General features: G+C 63.7%; 24 protein-coding genes and 2 pseudogenes. 14 read left to right on the top strand and 12 right to left on the bottom strand.

The features are described from left to right. Nucleotides 1-79 precede the first annotated feature (79 nt). On the top strand, nt 80-811 hold the full coding sequence (locus EYW47_RS29405) for an oxygen-binding di-iron domain-containing protein (protein ID WP_133198413.1): 732 nt from the start codon (nt 80-82) through the stop codon (nt 809-811). 152 nt (nt 812-963) lie between these two features. Continuing rightward, nucleotides 964-1,701, top strand: a complete 738-nt coding sequence (hutC, locus tag EYW47_RS29400) for a histidine utilization repressor (protein ID WP_133198352.1) — start codon at nt 964-966, stop codon at nt 1,699-1,701. A gap of 76 nt (nt 1,702-1,777) precedes the next feature. Here hutC and EYW47_RS29395 read toward each other — a convergent pair whose 3' ends face one another. Next, a complete protein-coding gene (locus EYW47_RS29395; RefSeq protein ID WP_133198351.1) occupies nt 1,778-2,629 on the bottom strand; it encodes a phytanoyl-CoA dioxygenase family protein in 852 nt (283 codons plus the stop codon). A 23-nt stretch (nt 2,630-2,652) separates the two neighbouring features. Further along, nucleotides 2,653-3,438, bottom strand: coding sequence for an ABC transporter substrate-binding protein (locus tag EYW47_RS29390; protein ID WP_133198350.1), 786 nt, complete (start codon nt 3,436-3,438; stop codon nt 2,653-2,655). Nucleotides 3,439-4,263: 825 nt separating this feature from the next. Between EYW47_RS29390 and EYW47_RS41060 the strand changes: the two genes are divergently transcribed. Together EYW47_RS41060 and EYW47_RS29380 are read left to right on the top strand one after the other, a co-directional pair. Then, nucleotides 4,264-4,410: a hypothetical protein gene (locus tag EYW47_RS41060; protein ID WP_165976708.1), complete on the top strand. Its 147-nt coding sequence runs from the start codon at nt 4,264-4,266 to the stop codon at nt 4,408-4,410. Nucleotides 4,411-4,512: 102 nt separating this feature from the next. Further along, nucleotides 4,513-5,253, top strand: coding sequence for a 3-ketoacyl-ACP reductase (locus EYW47_RS29380; protein WP_028216493.1), 741 nt, complete (start codon nt 4,513-4,515; stop codon nt 5,251-5,253). A 168-nt stretch (nt 5,254-5,421) separates the two neighbouring features. On the opposite strand, the gene EYW47_RS29375 is transcribed toward EYW47_RS29380, so the two are convergent. Both EYW47_RS29375 and EYW47_RS29370 read right to left on the bottom strand, forming a co-directional pair. Next, complete coding sequence (locus EYW47_RS29375) at nt 5,422-5,679, bottom strand: hypothetical protein (RefSeq protein ID WP_133198348.1); 258 nt, start codon at nt 5,677-5,679, stop codon at nt 5,422-5,424. 70 nt (nt 5,680-5,749) lie between these two features. Beyond that, a complete protein-coding gene (locus EYW47_RS29370; RefSeq protein ID WP_133198347.1) occupies nt 5,750-6,670 on the bottom strand; it encodes a LysR family transcriptional regulator in 921 nt (306 codons plus the stop codon). Nucleotides 6,671-6,807: 137 nt separating this feature from the next. Here EYW47_RS29370 and EYW47_RS29365 point away from each other — a divergent pair, with 137 nt between their 5' ends. Beyond that, nucleotides 6,808-8,031, top strand: coding sequence for a Zn-dependent hydrolase (locus EYW47_RS29365; RefSeq protein WP_133198346.1), 1,224 nt, complete (start codon nt 6,808-6,810; stop codon nt 8,029-8,031). 86 nt (nt 8,032-8,117) lie between these two features. Here EYW47_RS29365 and EYW47_RS29360 read toward each other — a convergent pair whose 3' ends face one another. The 4 genes from EYW47_RS29360 to EYW47_RS29345 all read right to left on the bottom strand — a co-directional run bounded on the left by EYW47_RS29360 (nt 8,118) and on the right by EYW47_RS29345 (nt 11,896). Beyond that, complete coding sequence (locus tag EYW47_RS29360; RefSeq protein ID WP_133198345.1) at nt 8,118-8,669, bottom strand: SLOG cluster 4 domain-containing protein; 552 nt, start codon at nt 8,667-8,669, stop codon at nt 8,118-8,120. A gap of 295 nt (nt 8,670-8,964) precedes the next feature. Further along, nucleotides 8,965-9,825, bottom strand: coding sequence for an urea carboxylase-associated family protein (locus EYW47_RS29355; RefSeq protein WP_133198344.1), 861 nt, complete (start codon nt 9,823-9,825; stop codon nt 8,965-8,967). Between the two features lie 53 nt (nt 9,826-9,878). Then, nucleotides 9,879-10,655, bottom strand: a complete 777-nt coding sequence (locus tag EYW47_RS29350) for a maleate cis-trans isomerase family protein (protein WP_133198343.1) — start codon at nt 10,653-10,655, stop codon at nt 9,879-9,881. After that, a complete protein-coding gene (locus EYW47_RS29345) occupies nt 10,652-11,896 on the bottom strand; it encodes a D-amino acid dehydrogenase (RefSeq protein WP_133198342.1) in 1,245 nt (414 codons plus the stop codon). The genes EYW47_RS29350 and EYW47_RS29345 overlap by 4 nt, the downstream gene beginning before the upstream one ends. Nucleotides 11,897-12,197: 301 nt before the next feature. Here EYW47_RS29345 and EYW47_RS29340 point away from each other — a divergent pair, with 301 nt between their 5' ends. The 5 genes from EYW47_RS29340 (at nt 12,198) to EYW47_RS41055 (ending at nt 17,862) form a co-directional block, all read left to right on the top strand. Beyond that, on the top strand, nt 12,198-13,391 hold the full coding sequence (locus EYW47_RS29340; RefSeq protein WP_133198341.1) for a branched-chain amino acid ABC transporter substrate-binding protein: 1,194 nt from the start codon (nt 12,198-12,200) through the stop codon (nt 13,389-13,391). Between the two features lie 25 nt (nt 13,392-13,416). Further along, nucleotides 13,417-14,316 (top strand): branched-chain amino acid ABC transporter permease, encoded by a 900-nt coding sequence (locus tag EYW47_RS29335; RefSeq protein ID WP_133198340.1) that lies wholly within the window; start codon nt 13,417-13,419, stop codon nt 14,314-14,316. A gap of 3 nt (nt 14,317-14,319) precedes the next feature. Next, nucleotides 14,320-16,146, top strand: coding sequence for a branched-chain amino acid ABC transporter ATP-binding protein/permease (locus EYW47_RS29330; RefSeq protein ID WP_133198339.1), 1,827 nt, complete (start codon nt 14,320-14,322; stop codon nt 16,144-16,146). Further along, nucleotides 16,134-16,865, top strand: a complete 732-nt coding sequence (locus EYW47_RS29325; protein WP_133198338.1) for an ABC transporter ATP-binding protein — start codon at nt 16,134-16,136, stop codon at nt 16,863-16,865. Before EYW47_RS29330 ends, EYW47_RS29325 begins: the two co-directional genes overlap by 13 nt. A gap of 283 nt (nt 16,866-17,148) precedes the next feature. Further along, on the top strand, nt 17,149-17,862 hold the full coding sequence (locus EYW47_RS41055) for a hypothetical protein (RefSeq protein ID WP_165976707.1): 714 nt from the start codon (nt 17,149-17,151) through the stop codon (nt 17,860-17,862). A 208-nt stretch (nt 17,863-18,070) separates the two neighbouring features. On the opposite strand, the gene cynR is transcribed toward EYW47_RS41055, so the two are convergent. Both cynR and EYW47_RS29310 read right to left on the bottom strand, forming a co-directional pair. Beyond that, nucleotides 18,071-18,958 carry a transcriptional regulator CynR gene (cynR, locus tag EYW47_RS29315; RefSeq protein WP_133198412.1) on the bottom strand — a complete coding sequence of 296 codons (888 nt, stop codon included), beginning with the start codon at nt 18,956-18,958 and terminating at the stop codon, nt 18,071-18,073. 119 nt (nt 18,959-19,077) lie between these two features. After that, a pseudogene (locus tag EYW47_RS29310) lies at nt 19,078-19,422 on the bottom strand (LysR substrate-binding domain-containing protein); the annotation flags it as partial. 48 nt (nt 19,423-19,470) lie between these two features. On the opposite strand from EYW47_RS29310, the pseudogene EYW47_RS29305 reads away from it, so the two are divergent. The 4 genes and pseudogenes from EYW47_RS29305 to infA form a co-directional block, all read left to right on the top strand. Next, nucleotides 19,471-19,749, top strand: a pseudogene (locus tag EYW47_RS29305) (MFS transporter); the annotation flags it as partial. 86 nt (nt 19,750-19,835) lie between these two features. Continuing rightward, complete coding sequence (locus EYW47_RS29300; RefSeq protein ID WP_133198336.1) at nt 19,836-20,303, top strand: nucleoside deaminase; 468 nt, start codon at nt 19,836-19,838, stop codon at nt 20,301-20,303. Between the two features lie 354 nt (nt 20,304-20,657). Further along, entirely contained in the window at nt 20,658-20,861 is a 204-nt protein-coding gene (locus tag EYW47_RS29295; RefSeq protein WP_028216504.1) for a cold-shock protein, read from the top strand. A gap of 450 nt (nt 20,862-21,311) precedes the next feature. Beyond that, a complete protein-coding gene (gene infA, locus EYW47_RS29290) occupies nt 21,312-21,578 on the top strand; it encodes a translation initiation factor IF-1 (protein ID WP_028216505.1) in 267 nt (88 codons plus the stop codon). Nucleotides 21,579-21,596: 18 nt separating this feature from the next. Here the strand turns inward: infA and EYW47_RS29285 are convergent, their stop codons facing one another. Next, nucleotides 21,597-22,064, bottom strand: a complete 468-nt coding sequence (locus tag EYW47_RS29285; RefSeq protein ID WP_133198335.1) for a YaiI/YqxD family protein — start codon at nt 22,062-22,064, stop codon at nt 21,597-21,599. 29 nt (nt 22,065-22,093) lie between these two features. Continuing rightward, entirely contained in the window at nt 22,094-22,339 is a 246-nt protein-coding gene (locus EYW47_RS42510; RefSeq protein ID WP_133198334.1) for a GMC family oxidoreductase N-terminal domain-containing protein, read from the bottom strand. Nucleotides 22,340-22,391: the final 52 nt, after the last annotated feature.

Below are 22,391 nucleotides of genomic sequence, written 5' to 3'. Positions count from 1 at the left end.
GGCCCTGGCACGGACGTTGACGCCCGAAGCCATGCAATGTTTAATGGGTGTCTTCCTTACGTATGGCTTGGAGTGCTCCATGACCGTTACGAATCGGCAATCGGGAACGAACGTTCACGAGGTGGCGGACGGGATTTATCGCATCAACACACCCGTTCAGATCGTGGGCGCGCAGGGTTTCTCGTTTAACCAATACCTCATTCTCGACGATCAACCGCTGCTGTTCCACACGGGCCCGCGCAGGATGTTCCCGCTGGTGCGTGAAGCGGCCGCAAGCGTATTGCCGATCGAGAAGCTGCGCTACATCGCCTTTTCCCATGTCGAGGCCGACGAGTGCGGCTCGCTCAACGAATGGCTGGCGGCCGCGCCGCAGTCTTCGCCGCTGTGCGGCACGGTGGCCGCCCTCGTATCGATCGAGGACCTCGCAGACAGGGCGCCCAGGGCACTCGCTGACGGCGAGCTAATTTCGTTAGGATCGCATAGCATCCGCTGGCTCGATACGCCACACCTTCCGCATGCCTGGGAATGCGGGGTCCTTTTTGAAGAGCGCACCCGCACATTGCTGTGCAGCGATCTCCTTACCCAGCCTGGAGCGGACCTGCCGGCACTCACGGAGTCGGACATTCTGGGCCCCAGCGAGGCATTCCGGCACGAGATGGACTACTACTCGCACACCCGGCATGCCGGAGCGCTGCTCGATAAACTGATTGCCACCGCGCCGTCCACGCTTGCGTGCATGCACGGCAGCGCATGGCGCGGGGATGGCGCGAAGTTGCTGCGGGAGCTTGCTGGAGCGCTTTCGGGCGCTTAGGCGATTCGCAACGCCCGCCAATGTCGTCAATACTCGAAGGTTCGAAGACATTGCAGCCTGGCCAGCATCGCTGATACGACGCTGGCCATTTTGTTGGCGAGCGCGCAGGCGCTAGAATCTCCCTTTTCGCCGCCCGCCTGGCAGGACCCTCGATGATCAAAAAGGTCGACGCGCCGTTTCAGCAGATCAAAGCACTCGTTCGCAAGCGCATTCAAACCGGCGACTGGAAGATCGGGGAGCGGATTCCCTCGGAACTCGATCTCGCCGCTGAGCTTGGCGTCGCACGCATGACCGTGAATCGGGCGCTGCGCGAGTTGACCGACGAAGGCGCGTTGCAGCGCATCCTTGGCGTCGGGACCTTCGTCGCCGAGGAAAAGCCGCAATCGAATCTGTTGATGATCGCGCACGTGCGCGACGAGATCCACGCGCGCGGGCATCAATATCGCTGCCACGTCATCAGCCAGGCGCGCGGGCTCGCGTCGTCCGAGGTCGCGGCTGCGTTTGGCCTGCCGGTCAATGCACCCGTGTTCCATGTGGTTTGCGTGCATGAGGAGAACGGCCGGCCGATTCAGCTCGAGGAACGGTACGTGAATCCGGCCGCCGCGCCGAATTTCATCGATCAGGACTTCCAGGCCGAGCCCCCGTCCGAGTATCTGTACAACAACGTCTCGCATTACGAGCTCGAGATCGAGCATGTCGTCGATGCGACGATGCCGACTGCCGAGCAGGCCAAACTGCTCGACATGCGCGCTGACGAACCGTGCCTGACGCTCACGCGCCGGACATGGACCAACGGGCTGCCCGTCACGTTCGTGCGCTTCGTGCACCCGGGCAACCGCTATCGGCTCGGCTCGCGCTTCAAGCCCGGTGCAACGCGTCATCAGATCTGATTCGTAACGGCTTTGCCGCTAGCAAGAAAGCGGGCGGCGGCCCATTGGTCCGCCGCCCGCCCGTTGTGCCGCGTTTTCAGAGCGCGTTCACCTGCCCATCGCTCTTCGACCACAGGACCGGAAACAGCGGATGCTCGAGCGGCGCGCCCTCTGGCAGCGCTTCGGCGAGCCCGGGGAAATCGGGCGACGTTGTCCAGCGGCGCGGCGCATGGCGGATGTCATCGCCGACGAAGCGGATCGAGAACGCGCGCCGCCGGTTGCGCGTGCCGCCCGACGCATGCAGCGTCAGCATCCGGAAGCACACCATGTCGCCCGGCTCCAGCGCCCAGTGCCGGATCGGGAAGGCATCGCGATTTGCTTCGATGTCCGGAAGATCGGCGAGGCTGCCTTCGGGGAACCACTTCGCCTCCTTGTCCATGAAGGTGCGCGGCATTAGCCACGGGCCGCGATGCGAGCCCGCGACGAATTCGAGCGTCGATTCGAGCGGGGCCGGGTCGACCGGAATCCACATGCTGACGTTGTCGTCGCCCTCGATGTTGTAGTAGGGCTGGTCCTGATGCCATGGCGTGCGCTGCTGCGTGCCCGGCTCCTTCACGAGAAGGTGGTCATGATGCAGACGGACCGTATCGACGCCCATCAACGCGGCCGCAACCGAAGGTGCGGGCGAGCGCGCAATGAACTCGCGATACGCGGCGTTGTGCTCCCAGTTGCAGAAGTCTTCGAAGAACCAGCCCGGATCTTCGGGCCGGCTCGCAACCTTCGAGCGTGCGCTCGGATACGCGAGATTGCTGTCGATGCCTGCCTTGAGCGCCTCGATTTCGTCCGCCGAAAAAATGCCCTTGATGCACACGGCGCCTTCCGTGCGGAACGCATTGATGAGCTCGGGCGTGACCGCCTTCTCGACACGTTCACGAATATTCATGGCCATAGTTGCCCTCCCGGTGATTGAATTCATTGCGTTGCGCCGTAGATGTCGAAGTCGAAATATTTCGCCGCAATCTTTTGATAGGTGCCGTTCGCACGAATCGCGGCGATTGCGCCGTTCAGACGGCTCTTCAGGTCGGTATCGCCTTTGCGCAGCCCCATTGCGACGCCATAGCCGGTGATGCGCGCATCGGTGACGTCACCGCCGGCGAATGCGTAACCCTTGCCGCGCGGCGTGTCGAGGAACGCATAACCGGCCTGCGTCTTGTCCTGGAAGGTGGCGTCGAGGCGGCCGTTGACGAGGTCGGCGTAGACCTGATCCTGGTTCTGGTACGTCACGATCGTGACGCCCTTGGGCGCCCATTCGGCCTTCGCGTAGACTTCCTGGGTCGTGCCCTGGTCGATGCCGATACGCTTGCCGACCAGCGACGCGACAGTCGGCTGCAGCTTGGACCCCACCGGCGCGACGAGCGCACCCGGCGACGAATAGAGCTTGTTTGAAAAGTCGATCTGCTTCAGACGATCGTCGGTGGCGGTCATGGCCGACATGATCACGTCAAACTTCTTTGCATGCAGTGCGGGAATCATGCCGTCGAAACCCTGCTCGACCCACACGCATTTCGCGTGGAGCTGCGCGCAGATCGCGTTGCGCAGATCGATGTCGAAGCCGGCGATCGAACCGTCAGGCTGCTTCGCCTCGAACGGCGGATAGGTGGGGTCGACGCCCCAGCGGATCGTTGAGGTATCCTCAGCAAACGAAACGAGCGGTGCTGCGGCAAGCGAGACTACGAGAAACTTGACGATCCGGTTCATGACTTGTTCCCCTGAATTGGTCGGCGCGACGGGCAAGCTCCGCGCGGCCGATTGGATGAACTGCAGTAATTGGCGCCTTTATTGTGCGAGCGGCTTCGCGCCCTCGATGAAACTGTCACGCAGTCTAGACCACCTGCCTTGACGCGTGCAAGCGAGAACGGTGAGATGAGTTCGGGAGGTTCCGCGGAGTGCGCGCTCGGGCGTTCAGGAAGCCGCCGTGATCGGCGTGAAATGGCTTGAATTAGGGGAAATTATCTTGAAAATGAATCGGGAAACCCAAACTTAGGTATTTGCCCTGGCAGGCGGATGCGGGCCGTTTCCAGGGTTTACACCGATAGGGGGTCATCGCAATATGTCTATACAACTTATCGCGCCCAGGGAGTCGGATCACTGCCGGTAAATTTGGAGCGTTACGCAGTAGTGCTATCCAGATCGATCGATGTTCGATGCGCTCGGCGGGCTCGCGTTTATGGCGCGGTGGGCGGTGTCACGCCGACAATCTGCGCGTAACATAGGACGTGTTTTTTGCGAATTTTGGGAGGCGTCATGAAAGCGGTATGCCCGCTGCACGGGCCAACGACCATCATCGGCACGAATGCGTACGGGTTTCCGGTCTATGCGTGCTGCCGCGACGACGTGCCCAGTGTCATGCCCCCGGACGCATGCACGAGAGAGCCGACGCCGCGCGGATCTGAGCCGCCCCGGCCAATCCCGCAGCCGAAGACGCGCAAGGAATGACGCTGACAATAGCCTTGCCGCCCGTTTCCGTCCCTCAATTCATTGGCGTTCCAATGATTTTCTATCGGAGTCGAACCGTCATTTCGCATGGCCGCTCAAGAGCGAAAAATATTCGCCATGCATTTTCTCGATTTTTTATTTGATCGGCGTCAAATTATCGTCTCGGCCACGATAGCTGTTGCGGAAAAAGACAAAGCGCTATTTATGCGCGTGCGCAGCCCGGTATTTCCATAAGGGATAGTGCCCATCGCCGCTACATCGTATGCTGATGCAAACTAGCTTTTATCCTCCCGTAGAAGCCGTTCGTTATACAACCCAGAAATGTTTGGAGGAGTTATGGCACAGCGCATTGCCTATGTAACTGGTGGAATGGGTGGCATTGGAACCGCAATCTGCCAGCGGCTGCACAGTGACGGCTTTACGGTCGTCGCCGGTTGCGGCCCGAATTCACCACGCCGCGCAAAATGGATCGAGGATCAAAAAGCACTTGGTTTCAATTTTGTCGCTTCCGAGGGTAATGTCGCCGACTGGGAATCTACAGCCAAGGCCTTCGAGAAGGTGAAGTCGGAGGTCGGCGAAGTTGACGTGCTCGTCAACAATGCGGGAATTACGCGAGACGTCGTATTTCGCAAGATGACCCACGAAGAATGGGTCGCCGTGATCGACACCAATCTCACCAGTCTCTTCAACGTGACCAAGCAAGTCATTGACGGAATGGTGAATCGCGGATGGGGGCGCATCATCAACATCTCGTCGGTCAACGGCCAGAAGGGCCAGTTTGGTCAGACGAATTACTCGACCGCCAAAGCGGGCATTCACGGCTTCACGATGGCGCTAGCCCAGGAAGTTGCTACCAAGGGGGTAACGGTCAATACCGTTTCGCCTGGATACATTGGCACAGACATGGTGCGCGCCGTGAAACCGGAAGTGCTGGAGAAAATCGTCGCAAGCATTCCGGTGCGGCGTCTGGGCGAACCGCACGAGATCGCCTCCATATGCGCATGGCTGGCTTCGGCCGAAGCGGGATTTTCGACAGGCGCTGACTTTTCGCTTAACGGCGGACTTCATATGAGCTGAGTCTCAGGCCGCGTGTACCGCTGGGCTTGCGCCCGGCAAGATCCCTGCCTGGCGGATTACGCCGCGCAGGGATTTTTCATTTTCGGCCACGCATCGCGATGCGCTCGATTACGAACGCGCGGATCGCGGATGCGAATCCGGCGATGCGCCAGTTTCATGGTCTCTCGCTCAGCTCCGCGAGTACGGGTCCTGAAGTGGCGAACGGGCCTGCGTTTGGCGCCGATGATGCTGCTTGTGCTTTGGCTTCGATTTGGATTTCGCTGCCGCAGGGGGCGGGGTAGAACTCGCATGCCCGCGTGACGGCGTGCTCTGGCCTTCGCCAAAGCCGGTCTGGCCTTCGCCGAGGTGATAGGTCTGCGAGGTTTGCGCGTAACCCGTAGCGGACAGCGACAACGCCATCAGCAACAGGCATTTCGAAAGCTTCATACGTGCTCCTTTTCCTTGTATTGAAGGTTCTTGCAATTCAAATATCCGGCGGGGTCCGCCGTGGCTTCTCTCATTGGCTATCGCCTTGGCCCGCGACGACCGCCGACGCGGCCTTCAGGCATTCGATGAAACGCAGCGCGGCCGGCGTCAGCAACGCGTGCCGCCGCATCACAATGGCGACCGTCAATTGCGGCAGCGGCTCGACGAGATTCAACGCCATGATCCCGCGCGGCCGGTGCTCGACGTCGACGAGCGGCCGGGCGAACACGCCGAGCACGTCGGTCTGCGAGACGAGCCCGAGCGTTGCGGAAAACGAGGGGCAATGGATCACCCGCTTCGGCACATCGATCCCCAGCGGAATGAAGATCGAGCGGATCAGGTCCTTGCCGTCTTCTCCGTATTGCGGCACGCACCATTGGGCGTCGCCTAGCTCGCGCAGCGATCGGGCGCGCGCAAGCCGGTGCCGGCTTCTCGCCACGACCACGAACACCGTGCGGAACAACGGAATGCTCGAAAATTCCCCAGTGTCGGGCAGCGCGTCCGGCAGCCGATGCGTGACGATGAAATCGAGCGTGCCGTCGCGCAGCCGGGCGAGATCGGTTGCGCTCAGCGCGTCGTCGAAGCTCACGGTCGCGCCGGGCAGGCTGCGCGTGAACGCATCGAACGCGCGAGGCAGGATCGTCAGCGCAACGGTCGGGCTGACCGCAAGCGACACCGATCCGGTCGTGCCCAGCCGCAATTGCTCGATTTCGTCGCGCGTGCGCTGCATCTCCTCGACGATCAGCCGCGCACGAATGGCAAACGCACTGCCGTACTCGGTCAGCGCAATCCCCTTGACGCTGCGCGTGACGAGCGGCGCACCCAGATCGAGTTCGAGCTCGCGCACGATGCTGCTGACCGCCGGCTGCGTGACGCCGAGCGCTCTCGCCGCACCACGAATGGTCCGGTGCTCGGCCACGGCGAGAAATGCATGGAGTTGCTTGAGCTTCATGAGCCGCTGGCGGTGCAGGAGGGCGGGATCGCGGGGGAATGCTGCATGAAAAGAGAAATTTATCGTGCGTAAAAAATTTTTGAATTTTCCTTATCGTGCCAAGTATATATGCTCGGTACTTTTCAGGAGCGACCACGATGATCCTCGTTAATCAGCAACGGCTCTGGGATTCGCTGATGGAGATGGCGACGATAGGGGCGACCGCGCACGGCGGCAACTGCAGGCTCGCGTTGACCGACGAGGACGCGCAGGGCCGGCGCCTTTTCATCCGCTGGTGCGAGGAGGCCGGCTGCGAAATCCGCATCGATCCGATCGGCAACGTGTTCGCGCGCCGGCCGGGCACACTGCCCGGCGCGCCTGCCGTGATGTGCGGCAGCCATCTCGACACGCAGCCGCTCGGCGGCCGCTTCGACGGCGTCTACGGCGTGCTCGCCGGCCTCGAGGCCATTCGTACGCTCAATGAACTCGGCATCGCCACCCGCCATCCGGTCGAGGTCGTGGCATGGACCAATGAAGAGGGCTCGCGCTTCACGCCCGGCATGATGGGCTCCGCGGTGTATGCCGGCAAGCTCGATCTCGACTACGCTCGCGAGCGGCCGTGCATGCACACGGGCGTGCCGCTCGGGCAGGAGCTCGAGCGCACCGGCTTTGCCGGCCCCGAGCGCGAGCGGCAGATGCCGAAAGCCTATTTCGAGGCGCATATCGAGCAAGGCCCGGTGCTGGAGAATGCCGGCATGCCGATCGGTGTCGTGACCGGTGTGCAAGGCATCTACGAACTCGACGTCACGGTGACAGGCTTCGAATCGCATGCGGGCACGACGCCGATGAGTGTGCGTCGGGACGCGATGGGCGCGGCGGCCGCAATGATCGCCGCGATCGTGGAGCACGGTCATGGCTTCGATGCCGATGCGCGCGTGACCGTAGGCCATGTCGCGTGCCAGCCGAACTCGCCGAGCACGATACCCGGCAAGGTCAGGTTCAGCGTCGACGTGCGCCATCCTTCGCAGCCGGCGCTGCAACGGCTCGTTGCCGACATCGAAGCCATCTGTCTGCAACGCACCGCGTTGCGTGGCGCGAGCGTGGGGGTGCAGAAGGTGGCCGAGTATGAGCCGGTGGTGTTCGATGCGCAGTGTGTGGCGCGCGTGCGGCAGGCGGCGGCCGCCGCCGGCTATCCGTACCTGGAGATGTGCAGCGGCGCGGGCCACGACGCCGCGAATCTCTCGTACGTCGCGCCGACCGCGATGGTGTTTGTGCCGTGCAGGGCCGGGCTCAGCCACAACGAGGCGGAGGACGCCGACCCGGTGCACCTCGCGCAAGGCGCATCGGTGCTGGCGAATCTGCTGGCCGATTGCGCGCGGTAGCGGCATGGGCCGTGCAGCGGATCGTGCGGCACGGGCGCTGCGCTAGCCGGCAGGCGGCCAGCGAGACTGTCTCGCTGGCCTGAGGATCAGGATGGGCGTGGTGCTGTTTCGTCGATCGAGCCTGTTGTGGCAAGCACGAACTGATAGACGTCCTCGAGCGCGGAGACGATTCGCGTACCCGGCGGCACGCCATCGAAGGCGTCGATCGGGCCGATGCAAATCAGGGGTTTTGCAAAGCGCGTCGCCAGCCGGATTTCGTCGAGGGTTCCCTGGTTCCCGGGCAGCGCCACGACTACGTCGCTCGTGAGCACGTTCACGTAGTTCCGGTTCAACGCGTCGTCTGGCGCCTCGGCCAGCTTGCGCGGCAGTGGCGTGAGGATCGGCAAGTCGATATACGGATTGGGGTAGCCCTGCAGAGGCGCAAAACCGCGCACAGGATGGGGCTCGCTGGGCATGATCCCGATGGATCGCCCCTTGCGGCCGTGCGTAGTCGAGAATGCACGCGCAGTCGAAAGCATGACGCCAAACCCCGCGCCAGTCAGCAAATCGAAGCCTTGCTCAGCGATCCATTTGCCAAGCGGCGTCGACAGCGCTTCCCATTCGACCTTGCCCGAACCCATTACTCCAACGATTGCCACTGAGCTTTCCCCCTCTTGATTCACGTGAACGCGGGACGCGATGCCGGGCAGCTTGATAGCTGACCCGAGCCAACGCGCTGCACCGATTCTCGACGATTCAGCGGGTAATGTCGAATGGCCGGGCATGGTGATTTCACGAGCCGCGCGCCTCGCCGCCGTTCAAACGCTCCGCGAGCATGGCGGCAATCAAGCTCGGCTGAAGGAGGGGCACGGCTCGAAGAAGGGCAGGCCGCAAGCGATGATTCGGTTTCCTGATGATAAATGCACGCAGCGTTGCACCGTGCCTGGGCCTGGATCAGACCTTCTTGCCGTGCTGCCAGTCTGCCTGCGGCGGCTGCATTCCGTGCTGGCCTTTGTACGGCGCGACCGGTGGCGACGACCAGCCTTTGAGCAGACTCGCCTCGAGCCTGTACACCTCGACCCCGAGCGGCCGGCAAACGTCGATAGGGTCGCGCGCATCGGGGCCCCACATCGGCACCGAGAGGTCGCCGCCGGGGCATGTGGACATCGCGCACAGCAGGTCGATCTCGGCGAAGAACTCGAGATAGTCGCCAGGCTTCGCGGGGCAGGCCTTCATGAAGTATTTGTCGTCGTCGTTCAGGCCCGTGCACTGGAACACGTTGAGCACGTCGTGCACGTCGAATTCGGTGAGCCCGTACGGCGCGATCGCGCGAACTAGGTTCGAGTGGCAATGGAAATGGAAATCCTCGCCGGTCAGCAGCTTGTTCACGTAGGGGTCGCAGCGCGTGCCGAGCAGGTCGTGCACGCGGCCGCCGTCGCCGTCGACGCCGTAGCCGGCGAGCGTGTCGTCGGTGATCGTGACCATCGGGCGCAAGTAGGGCAGCGTCGACCAGATGCGGTCGAACGTCGTCACGTGCGCGGCCTGCAACTGGCGCGTGCGCGACGCCCACATGCGCTCACGTGGATTGTGCTGGTGCCACATGTTGAAGTCGGCAACCTGCGGGCCCTCCAGCGTAACGATGCGGAACACGTGGCCCGCCGGCACCGTCCACGCGAAGCCGCTGCGGATCGGCACGACGTACGATTCGATGCGCTGCCGCGCGTCGTGGCGTTGCGCGATCGCGGAATAAAAGGACTTGTCGACGTTCAGGACGGAGCCTTTGGTGACTTGATAGGCGGCGGGATAGTTCGACATGCCGTGGTTCCCCCGGGGAAGGTGATGGAACAGAAATACGGGGCGATCCCGGACTATGTCGCAAACAATCGCCCGAGCTGCGGCTCGCTATCGCCCACGCCGGCAAGACGCAATGCGTGCCACGCCATCGCGTAGTTGCTCGACAGCACGGGCTTGCCACTCGCCGCTTCGAGCTGCGGCACGAGGCTCGCGACACGCAGGCTCGTGCAGGAGACGAACACGGCGTCCACGTCGGCCTCTCGCGCGAGCGGCTCGAGGGCCGCGCAAAGCGAAGGGGCGTCGATGCGGGCGACCTCGTTGTCGTCCGCGAGTTCGAACGACGCCATACGCGTCACGGCAATGCCGCGCGCTTCAATATAGTCGCGCATGAAATCGTTGATCGAGCGGATATAGGGCGTCAAGAGCGCGATGCGCGATGCCTGCAGCGCCTTGAGAGCCGCTACCGCGGCCGTGATCGGCGTCGTGCACGCAATGCCGGGACGCGCCTCGCGGATGCGCTCGAACACGCGCTCCTCGCCGATCACCATGGACGCCGAGGTGCAGCCGAACGCCACCACGTCGAGCGGCTCGCCGGGCAACAGCAGGGCGGCCGCAGGCGCGATGCGCGACTCGATCTCGGCAAGCCGCGCCGGCGTGATATCGGGCGAGTTCGCGAGCCGGCTTTCGTAGAAGGCCACGCCGGGCTGCCGCAGCAGTTGACGCCATTCGTGTTCGATCGTGTGGTCGGTCGCCAGCACGACAAGGCCGATCGCCGCGCGCTGCGCGATTCCCGCGTCGAGTGCGAAATCGAGCTTCGTGTAGGCATCGCGCTGCAGGGGCGTGGGGTTCATGTGATGGTCATCCCTGCGAGATCGAGCTCGGTCGTGCGCCCCGCCATGATGTCGGCAAGCAGTTGTGCGGTGCCGCAAGACATCGTCCAGCCCATGTGGCCATGACCCGTGTTCAGGAACAGGTTGCGGTGGCGCGTGCGGCCGATCAAGGGCGTGCCCTCGGGCGTCATCGGACGCAGTCCCGCCCAGTAGCTCGGCTTCGTGTAGTCGGCGCCGTTGGGGAAGAGCTCGCGCGCCGCACGCAGCATCGGCGCGAAGTCCGCGGGCTCGTGGCGCGTGTCGTAGCCCGCGAACTCGGCCGTCGCGGTAAAGCGCAGCCGTTCGCCGAAGCGCGCCCACGCGACGAGATGGTCTTCATCCACGCCGCCGATATGCGGGGGGCGGTGTTCGGGCCCGGCCGGAAATGTCGCCGAATAGCCCTTGACGGGATAGATCGCCAGCCTGTAGCCGAGCGCTCGCGCGAGGATCGGCGAATACGAGCCGAGTGCGAGCACGAAGTCGTCCCCTTCGATCAGCCCTTGCGGCGTACGCACGCCGGTGACCCGGTCGCCCGACGCTTCGATGCGGCTAATCGGAGTATCGAACACGAAACTCACGCCAAGCCGCTCGCATACCTTCTGCAGCTCGCGGGTGAACTGGCGCGCGTCGCCGCTTTCGTCGGTGGGGCAATAGATTGCGCCGGCGATCGTCTCGCGCGCGTGCTCGAGTGCCGGCTCGCGCGCGAGCACCTGAGCCGCGTCCAGCGTTTCGAGCTGCAAGCCGTTTTCCGTGAGGATCGACATGTGCGAGCAGCCGCGTGCGAACGACGCTGCATCGCGATAGAGATAGAGGAGGCCGCGGCTGATCCGGTCGTATTGCAGCTGCTCCTTCGCGGTCAATTGCTGCAACTGCTCCTGCGCGTAACGGCACAGGCGGACTTTGCGCGCCGTGTTCTCGCGCGAGCGGGCGGCGGTGCAGTTGCGCAGGAACCGCGCGCACCACGCCCACATGTGCGGATCGGCGCTCAGCCGCAGTTGCAGCGCCTGCCCCCCGGAGTACAGCGATTTGAGCAGGATTGCGGGCGCGCGCGGCGAGGCCCAGGTGTAAGAGTGGCCCGGCGCGACGAGCCCGGCGTTGGCGAAGCTGGTTTCGAGCGCAACGCCTTCGCGCCGATCGACCACGGTCACGGCGCGGCCGTCCTGCGCGAGCCAGTATGCCGTCGTGACTCCTGCAATGCCTGCGCCCAGCACGATGGTCTCCATGCGCGCCCCCCTGCCATCCTCCACGAAATATAGGCCTGCCAGCGCTTTTGCGTGGGCTTTATTCGCGCATACCCTATACCGGCCAGGCGGTCTTCGAGACCTATCATGAAGAGGGCGTCCTTGCGCCTCACCACGACGCTCTATCCACACACGCGGCGCTCGACGCGTCACGAATCATTACGTTGCGCTAACTGACCGCTGGCCTGGCCGCTTCGCGCAAGGCCGGCCGGACTCACTGGCAGCGTTGCATGGGACCGCGCGAGGCCTGAGGCGCCGCGTGCGGTCGACAGGAGTCACGAACATGAATATTCAGAACAATGGCCTGCCCGGCGCCGCGCGCGTTTTGCGGCAGACCTTCGGCACCACGATCCTCGGGCTGGCAGTGCTCGCCGCGTTTGCTCCAGGCGCGGTGCACAGCCAGACCATCAAGATTGGCGTGCCGGTGCCCCTCTCGGGCAGCAATGCCAATGCCGGCACCGATATCGTCGACGGCGCCAAGCTCGCTGCCGCAAGGATCAACGCGGCCGGCGGCGTGCTCGGCAAGCAGATCGAGCTCGTGCCCGAGGACGACGCCTGCGATGCGCAAACGGCCGTTCAGGCCGCGCAGAAGCTCGTGGACGCGGGCGTGGCCGCCGTGGCGGGCGGTTATTGCTCGAGCGCCGCGCTGCCCGAGTTGTCGACGTTTCATCGCGCGGGCATTCCCTATGTGCTGGACGCGTCGACGAACCCGAAGCTCACGGAAATGGGTTACGACAACGTGTTCCGGACCATCGGGCGCGATGACGAACAGGGCCCGTTCGCGGCAAGCTTCATCAAGAACTCGCTGCACGCGAAGCGCGCCGCCGTGATCGACGACAACACCACCTATGCCAAGGGGCTCGCGCAGAACACGGTCGAGGCGCTCAAGAAAGACGGCGTCGACGTCGTGTACGCCGACTCGATCACGCCGGGCCAGATGGACTATTCGCCGACGCTCACCAAGGTCGCGTCGCTGCACCCTGACGTGATCTACTACACGGGCTACTTCTCCGAGGCCGGACTGATCGTGAAGGAGGCGCGGCAACTGGGGCTGAAGATGACCCTCATGGGCGGTGACGGCACCAACGACCCGACGCTCATGAAAACCGCGGGCCCGGCGGCCGACGGCATGATCATCACCACCTCGCCGCTCGCGCAATTCCTTTCGGGCGCGCACGGGTTCGTGGACGACTACACCAAGGCCTATGGCCACGGCCCCGGTCCGTATTCGGTCTATGAATACGATGCCGTGGGCGTGACCGCGAGAGCCATCGCCGATGCGAAGTCGGCGAGCCCCGCCGCGATCATCGCCGCGCTGCACAAGATCAAGGACTATCCGGGCGTGACCGGGACCATCGGGTTCAATCCGAAGGGCGACCGCGCCGTGGCGGTCTACATCACGATCATCGTGCGCAACGACGAATTCGCGGCCTACCAGCGGCAGGACGCATCGGGCAAGTGGGTGACCATGAAGTGAGCGCGGCAGCGCCCTCGTTGCGGCCATGAGCGCCTTTTTCCAGTTCGTCGTCGAAGGGCTGACGATCGGCTCGTTCTACGCGCTCGTGGCCCTCGGCTATACGATGGTGTACGGCATCATCCGCCTGATCAACTTTGCGCATGGCGACCTGTTCATGGTCGGCGCGTTCATCGGCTGGACCTCGCTCGCAACGCTCGCGAGCGCGCACCTGCCGCTCGCGCTCGCGCTGCTGGCCGCCTTCGCGGCGTCGATGGCGGCTACCGGCGGGCTCGGCGTCGTCATCGCGCGGGTTGCCTATCAGCCCTTGCTGCGCGCGCCGCGGCTCTCGATCCTCATCACGGCGCTGGGCGTTTCGCTGCTGCTCGAAAACGCCGTGCTGCTGATGTATGGCGCCGGCTTCAGGACCTATCCGCACCTGTTGGCCCAGGCGGGCCTGAATCTGCACGACGTGCGCATCACGTATGCGCAGATCGGCATCGTGGCCGCCAGTTTTGCGCTGATGCTCGCGCTCTACTTCTTCGTACACCATACGTTTTTGGGCACCGCGATGCGCGCGCTCGCCATCGACCAGGATGCGGCGCGCCTGATGGGCATCGATGTCGAGCGGATGATCCATCTCACCTTCTTCATTGGCTCGGTGCTCGCCGCCGTGGCCGGCGTGATGGAGGGCCTGTACTACACGCAGATCAACTTCTTCATGGGCTTCGTGCTCGGCCTGCGTGCGTTCACGGCGGCGGTGCTCGGCGGCATCGGCAACATTCCGGGCGCCATGGCTGGCGGCTTCCTGATCGGGCTGCTCGAGGCGTTCGGCGCGGGCTATGTGTCCTCGCGCTGGACCGATGTGTTCGTGTTCGGCGTCCTGATCGCCGTGCTGGTGGTCAAACCCACGGGCCTGTTCGGCGAACGCGTCGTGGAGAGGATGTAGCCCATGCGCGCACCGGTTTCGATGGCCGCGCGGCCCACGCTTGCCACTGCCGCGCTGCTTGCGGTGGCCATCGCGCTGCCCGCGTTCTCCAGCAACTACGTGATCGACGTCGCGCTGACCATCGTCACTTACTCGATTCTCGGGCTCGGGCTGAATATCGTCGTCGGCTACGCAGGGCTGCTCGATCTCGGCTATGCGGCCTTTTTCGCCATCGGCGCATATACGACGGCGCTGCTCGAAACGCTGCTGGGCTTCTCGTTCTGGGAGACGCTGCCGTTCAGTCTCGGGTTCGCCGGCCTGTCGGGGATCGTCATCGGCTATCCGACCTTGCGCCTGCGCAGCGACTATCTCGCGATCGTGACGCTGGGCTTTGGCGAAATCACCCGCATCGTCGCGACCAACCTCGAAATTACCGGCGGCCCGAACGGCATCTACGGCATTGCCAGCCCGGGCTTGTTCGGCTATGAGATCAGCTCGCCGCGCGCGGTCTACGAGCTGGGCATGGCGTTCCTGATCGTCGTGCTGCTGTTCGCCGTGCGGCTCGGCCGCTCACGCCTCGGGCGCGCGTGGACGAGCATCCGCGAGGACGAAGCCGCCGCCGAGGCGGTCGGCGTCGCAACGCTGCGCGTGAAGCTGCTGGCGTACGTGATGGGCGCGCTGATCGGCGGGATCGCAGGGAGCCTCTTTGCCGCGCGTTTCGGCACCATCGATCCCACCGGATTTACTTATCTGCAGTCCGTAACGATCCTCATCGTGGTCGTGCTCGGCGGGCGCGGCAGCATTCCCGGCGTGATTCTGGGCGCGATCATCGTTGCTGGCGTGCCGGAGATGCTGCGCTTTCTGAACCTTTGGCGCATCTTCGGATTCGCCGTGGCGCTCGTGGTGCTGATGCTGCTGCGCCCGCAAGGCTTGTGGCCGGTGCGCGCGAGGCGCGCCATGCCGCGGGCGGATCTCTCCGCCGTGCCGCCGGTTGCTGCCGCTGCGCCAGCGCCGCCTGGTGCCGCCGCCGCGGGCGAGACGCTGCTCGAGGTGCGCGACCTCATGCGCCGCTTCGGCGGCGTGATGGCGATCGGCGGCATCAGCTTCGAGGTGCGCAGCGGCGAGATTCTTGCGCTGATCGGCCCGAACGGCGCGGGCAAGACCACGGTGTTCAACTGCCTCACGGGTGTGACCCGCGCGAGCGGGGGGCGCATGCTCTGGTGCGGCACTCCACTGAGTGGCGGCGCGCCGCACCGCAACGTGCATCGAGGCATCGCCCGCACGTTTCAGGGCATTCGCCTCTTCGGGCATATGAGCGCATTCGAGAACGTGTTGACGGGCATGGACCACCGCCTGCATACACCGCTGCTCGCCGAGCTGGCGGGCACGCCCTCCGCGCGCGCCGAAGCGGCCGAGCATGAAGCGCAAGGCATGCGCTGGCTCGACATGGTCGGACTGGGCGGGCGGGCGAGCGAGTATGCGGCCGATCTGCCGTACGGCGACCAGCGCCGGCTGGAGATCGCCCGCGCGCTCGCCAGCAACCCGCGCCTCATCCTGCTGGACGAGCCGGCCGCCGGGATGAATCCGACCGAGAAGCAGGCGCTGATGGAGCTGATCCGGCGCATTCGTGCGCTGGGCGTCACGGTGCTGCTGATCGAGCACGATATGACGCTGGTGATGGGCGTATCGGACCGGATCATCGTGATGGATCATGGCGTCATGATCGCCGAAGGGCCGCCCGCGCAGATCCAGAGCGATGTGCGTGTGATCGACGCTTATCTGGGCACGGCCGACGAAGACGACGACGCCAGCAATGCCGCCGACGGGGAGGAATCGCTGTGGGGCTCCTAGAGGTCCGCGATCTGCGCGTGAGTTACGGCAACATTGAAGTGCTGCACGGTATTTCGCTCGACGTCGGGCCGGGCGAGATCGTTGCGTTGCTCGGCGCCAACGGCGCGGGCAAGACCACCACGCTCAGGACCATCTCGGGCCTGCTGCGCCCGCGCGGCGGCCATATCGCGCTCGACGGACAAGCGCTGACCGGGCTGCCGGCCCATCGGATCGTCGCGCTCGGCATTGGGCACGTGCCCGAGGGGCGCAGAATGTTCGGTGTGCTGACGGTCGAGGAGAACCTGCGGCTCGGTGGCTATCTGATGCGGCGCGACGCCGCCGCGCTCGAGCGCCGGATCGCAGCCCTCTATGAGACCTTCCCACGCCTTGGCGAGCGCCGCGCACAACTGGCCGGAACGCTCAGCGGCGGCGAGCAGCAGATGCTGGCCATCGCGCGCGCGCTGATGCTCAAGCCGCGGCTCGTGCTGCTCGACGAACCGTCGATGGGGCTCGCGCCGAAACTCGTGCGCGCGATCTTCGGCATGATCGCGGCCATCTGCACCGAAGGCACGGCGGTGCTCCTCGTCGAGCAGAATGTGCGGCAGGCGCTGCGCATCGCGCATCGGGCCTACGTGCTGGAGAGCGGCAACGTGGCGCTCGCGGGCGCGTCCCAGGAGCTGGCGCAGGACAGCCGCGTGCGTGCCGCGTATCTCGGCGGGAGCGCGGCGGCGACGGGATAAGTCCGCATCCGTGCGCTCTGGCACGGGCTTGGGCGGAAGCCCGTGCCTCGCGCGGCCTGGTCGAAGGGTGTTGCAACTAACAGTCAGGCGCCGCATTTTCAATCGGCGTTTGATCGACGCCTCGACGGCATGCGCGTGATCCATCGTCATGCAGGAAAAATGCCGTCCTGCCGCCTAAACTGATCTATGGGACTGACGCTGCTGGGGCGGTGGTCCATCCGGAGCCGGCGGATGCGAACACGGTGTCGTGCCGGACCCTGCGCGAGCGATCGAGGTGAACATCATGACAAGGCACGGATTGTGCCGGCTGCTGTTCGTACTGGTGGCGCTGTCCATGAGCGCCGCGGCTAGCGCCGGTAGAGGCGGCGGCTGGTATCGCGGCGGCGGCTCTGGTGGTGGCTACGGAGGCGTGAGCCACGGCAGCAGCTGGAGCGGTGGTGGCTACGGAGGCGTGAACCACGGCAGCAGCTGGAGCGGTGGGGGCTACGGTGGCGTGAACCATGGCAGCAGCTGGAGCGGTGGGGGTTCGAACGGCGGTAACTGGAACGGCGGATATCACGGTAGCGGCTGGTATCACGGCAGCTATTACCATGGGGGCTATTACCACGGGGGCTATTACCACGGGGGCTATTACCACGGGGGCTACTACCACGGCTGGTACGGCTGTTGCGGGTCCGTGAGCATCGGCTTCTACTTCGGTCCGGGCTTCGTCTACGGCTATCCGTTCTATCCGTACTACTACCCGCCGTACTACGGCAGCGTCTACTACCCGTACGTCTCCGGCGACCTGTTGCAACCCAGCGAATACGTCGAGCAGGGACAGGCTCAGGGGCAGGCTCAGGGACAGGCGGGTGATGCCGATATGGAAGACCAGGGCGGCGGCGCACCGCAACTCGCCTTCTGGTACTACTGCGCGAGGCCGCAGGGCTACTATCCCTACGTCCGGTCTTGCCCCGGCGGCTGGCAGAAGGTGCCGGCGCGCCCACCTGACAGTTGAGCGACGGGTGTGAGTCTGGGAAGCGAGTCGAAGGCTTCGCGCAAGGGTGCACGTTCAACAGGTGCCAGGGCCGTTCAACCGGTCCAGCCGGTGGCTTCCCCTGGCATTGAGGATCGCTAATCAATCACTGGCGCGAAGCGCGCTTCCAGATCAGCCCGGCGATAATCAATTCGCCATTCGAGATAGCGCGATTCCCTCGATTGCCTGATCACACGGATCTGGATGCGCCTTGCTGCAATGCCTGCGCGATGAAAGCGCGGGCGGCCGCCGTCTGATATGCGCCTTTTCGTTGCATGATGACCGCGGTGCGCTGTAACAGCATGGGGTCCAACGCGATCGCGACGAGACCCTGCTGGGCGCTCGCAATCTTCGCGGGCAGCAGCGTGGAGAGCGGGGTTCGTCGAATGATTTCAACGACGGTGCTCAGCGAATTCGCCTCCATCAGCACCCGGGGGCGAATTTCGTGCTGGCGGCAATAGAGGTCGATCTGATCGCGGGTTGCGAACTCGGACGTGAGCAGAATCAGGGATTCGTCGTTCAGCGCTCGCAGGCCGATCTTTCGCCGCCTGGCGAGCGGATGGCCGGCACCGACTACGAGTGCCAGCGTTTCCACCAACAGCCGCTGCGATTCGATGTCCGGCGATCGCACGTCCTCGAACGCAATGCCGACGTCGAGCTCTCCATCGACGAGAAGCTCTTCCATGCGTTCCTGCGTCATTTCCCGAAGCGTCAGCGTGACGTTGGGGTGCAGCGCGTGGTAGGCCTCGACCAGCGGCCCGACGAGATAGTTCGTGAAGGTTGGCGTGACGGCCACGCGGAACGACCCGCGGCTCAGGTCGCTGACATCGTGGATCGCGCGCTTGCCTTCCTCCAGGTCCTGCAGGGCGCGCCTGGCATATTGGAAATACACCTCGCCCGTATCCGTCAATCGCGTCGTGCGGCCGGTGCGATCGAACAGTTGCGTGCCGAGCGTTTCCTCGAGCTGCTTGATCTGCTGTGACAACGCGGGTTGAGAGACATGCAAGGCAACGGCGGCGCGCGTGAAGCTGCTGTGCTCGGCCACGGCCAGGAAGTAGGTGATGTGCCGCAAAAGCATGGGGTTCTCCATAAGATTCGCCTATGGAAAATATCACAAGCAATGCCTTCGGCTTATATCTGTGCGTGCGTAACCTTGCCGGCTCGAACCCGAACAGGCATGCGGCGCTCGGCGTGTTGCTACGCCTGGTTCCCGATAATGGCCGGCACGACTTCGCGCATCATCTCGACAAAGCGCGTCAGTCTCGTTGGGTAAAACTGTGCGTGGGGATAGATCAGGTAAATGGGCAGCGGCGACGCATGCCAATGCGGTGCGAGCCTCAACAGACGCCCGCTTGCAAGGCTTTCCGAGAGGAGCCACGTCGAACCTATGCAGGCGCCGACCCCGAGCGACGCCGCGCTGCTCAGTGCGTACAGATTGTCGGTGCTCAGGCGCGGGCGGATCGGGAAACGCACTTTTTCCCCGGTGACGTCGTGCATCAACCTCACTTCATTGCGGTAGTAAGTGCGCAAGGCGAGCCAGGGGGAGGGTGGCGAGCTCGGCCGCATGTTCGGGCACGCGCGCTGGCGCTCTGCGCAATGGGATTCGATCTTGGCGTGCAGGTCACCCTGGTCGCGCATCAAACCATCGTTTATGGCCTGGATCCGGCCGCGCGAAGCCGCCTGAACGCCGTGTTGTTTGTCGGCATGTTCATCGGCATGGCAGCGGGCGCCGGGCTCGGCGGCCTGCTCTTCTCCCAGTGGGGCTGGCCTGCCGTCACCGCGCTTGCAACGGCCACGGCGTGCGCGGCGCTGGGCGTCCGGTTGTGGCGTTCGCGGATAAGCCCAGCTTATGCGCCGCATCAGAAATGAGTCTTTTACCTTATTTCAGGCCGGAGGTAACCTCGACTTGCCGGTCTGCCACGCCTTGGCTCAAACCGTATCAATGAGGTATTCCCATGGATTTTGTGAAGCGCACGATTGAACTCGCCATGAAGAATGTGGAAGAAGGGGGCCGTCCCTTTGCCACTGTCATTGCTCGCGACGGCGAGATCATTGCGGAAAGCCCGAACAGGGTTGCACAAACGAGCGATCCGACCGCGCACGCGGAAATCCTCGCTGTGCGCGAGGCCTGCAAGAAACTCGGCACCGAGCATCTGACCGATTGCGACATCTATATTCTGGCCAGCCCCCGCCCGATGTGTCTCGGTTCGCTCTACTACTGCAGCCCGAGGCGGGTCATCTACATCACGACGCGCGAAGACTATGCGCCGTTTTACAAGGACGACCGCAAGTACTTCGAGCTGGACACCTTCTATGCCGAATTCGCCAAGCCGATCGGTGAGCGCCGTCTGCCCATGATTCAGCAAAAGGACGAAGGCGCAATCAAGGTTTATCAGCGCTGGAAAGATCTGAACGCCAGGTAACGGATCGGCTTCGCGTAACAGATCGGTCCCGCATTAGCCGACGTTGCGCCTCTGGTCCAGCCGCCCCCGGGCTGGCCCTGGCCCATACAATCGCGTGGGCGAAATGCACTCACCGAACTCAAATGAAGCCTTGTCGCGCCGTCTTATGGCGGCAAGTCTGCCCCCTTTGTGCAAGAAACCGCTTGACGAAGCGCCGACTACCGCGTACCTTCGTGCACCAAAGTCTCCAAAATGCTCGATTGCTCATCCTTTGCCGCTATCCGCGGCTCTCGTTGACCTCTCCTCTTTTTGATCTTTTAGTTCGCCCTTTTCATGAGGGCGTGCAACTTTATTCGTCTGTTTAAGGAATTACTAGTGGAAACCGGTACTGTCAAGTGGTTCAACGATACCAAGGGCTTTGGCTTCATTACCCCGGACAAGGGTGGTGACGACCTGTTCGCACACTTCTCGGAAGTGCGTGGCACGGGCTTCAAGACGCTTGCTGAAGGCCAGAAGGTCAGCTACGAAACGAAGCGCGGCCCGAAGGGTCTGCAGGCTTCGAACATCACGCCGCAGTAACGCTATCGGATCGCGCCCGCCCGTTTGGGTTGGCGCGATTCTCTCGCCTTGCGTGGCGCTCGTTTGCCACGCATGCCAGCGATCTTTTCTTGCATTCCTGTTCCCGCCGCGCCTGTAGCTTGAAGGTGTGGTGTCTATAGCTCGCCCAGTCTTCGCGCTTGCTGCTCGATATCAGGTTCCCGCCAACCGGCTGCGAATCCAATGTCCTCATCGACAGCGTCGCTCAAGCGCAATCTTCGGGAAGTCTGGAGACCTGGCAGATCGTCAGGTTTCGACGCCCTGAGCGCCGTTGCTTGGCTGGTCCAGGTTCGCACAGATCCTTCTCCGGCGTGGGTGCGAAATGCGCCGGACAACTCTCAACACAAACACACGCGTAAGCGATGCAGTAATCGGCGACGCTCGCCGACGTTTTGCATTTGACGCGACACCACGCTCTCTGGAGGCATCGATTTGGCAAAAGAAGAACTGCTGGAACTAGACGGAGTCGTCGACGAAGTGCTGCCGGACAGCAAATACCGCGTCACGCTCGAAAATGGTGTGATCGTGAACGCCTATGCATCGGGCCGCATGCGCAAGAATCACATTCGCATTCTTGCCGGTGACCGGGTCACGCTGGAATTGTCGGTCTACGATTTGACGAAAGGGCGGATCAACTTCCGCCACAAAGACGAGCGTGCGCCTACTGGGCAGCCGCGACCGGCTATGCGCCGCCGTTGAGCTGCCGGGACCCCAGGCTCAATCGGTCCCGCGAGGCGGCGTTTTGTGCCGTGCGAGGAACCGGTCGAGTTGGCCCGCAAACGCCTTGCTGTCGCGCGCGCTGAAAGGCGCAGGGCCACCGGTATCAATGCCGGCATTGCGCAGTTGATCCATGACGTCGCGCATCGTCAGGCGCTCCTGGATATTTTCGCGCGTGAACCAGTTTCCACGCGGATCGAGCGCATGAGCGCCCCGCTCCAGTACCGCGGCGGCGAGCGGTATGTCCGCGGTAATCACCAGATCGCCTGACGCGACGAGCTCGACGACGCGGGCATCGGCCGCGTCGAAGCCGGCCGGCACCTGGATCGACTTGATAAAGGGTGACGGCGGCGTGCGCAAATATTGATTGGCCACCAGCGTCACCGTGATTTCGGCGCGCTTGGCGGCCCGAAACAAGATGTCCTTGATGACGACAGGACACGCGTCGGCGTCGACCAGCACTTGCATGAAAGCAATTCCAGCAGATTAAAACGCGATCATATACCAAGGTTGGCGCTGGTCTTGCTGTGGCTCGGCGTAGCGCCTTCGAGCGCCACGTCGACGCTAAAGTCATGGATGGCCGTCGCCATCTGTTTAGCCCGGGCTGCTCCAACGGGTAGTGTCCCGCGCCCGCCGGCCTCGAGCACGCAGACGGCGAGGTTCGGGTCTTCACTCATGCGCCCCGCGATCACGCAGTCGCCCGAGCCGCCACCCACCACGATGTAGTCAATAACTTCGCTCATGGCATTGCCTCAGGAAAATCGGGGTTCAGCCGACGCGTTGGGGCTCACTTGC

Origin of the sequence: Paraburkholderia silviterrae, from assembly GCF_004353915.1 — a bacterium.
GTDB classification, from domain to species: Bacteria; Pseudomonadota; Gammaproteobacteria; order Burkholderiales; family Burkholderiaceae; genus Paraburkholderia; species Paraburkholderia silviterrae.
This window is presented reverse-complemented; position numbering and strand designations above follow the sequence as displayed.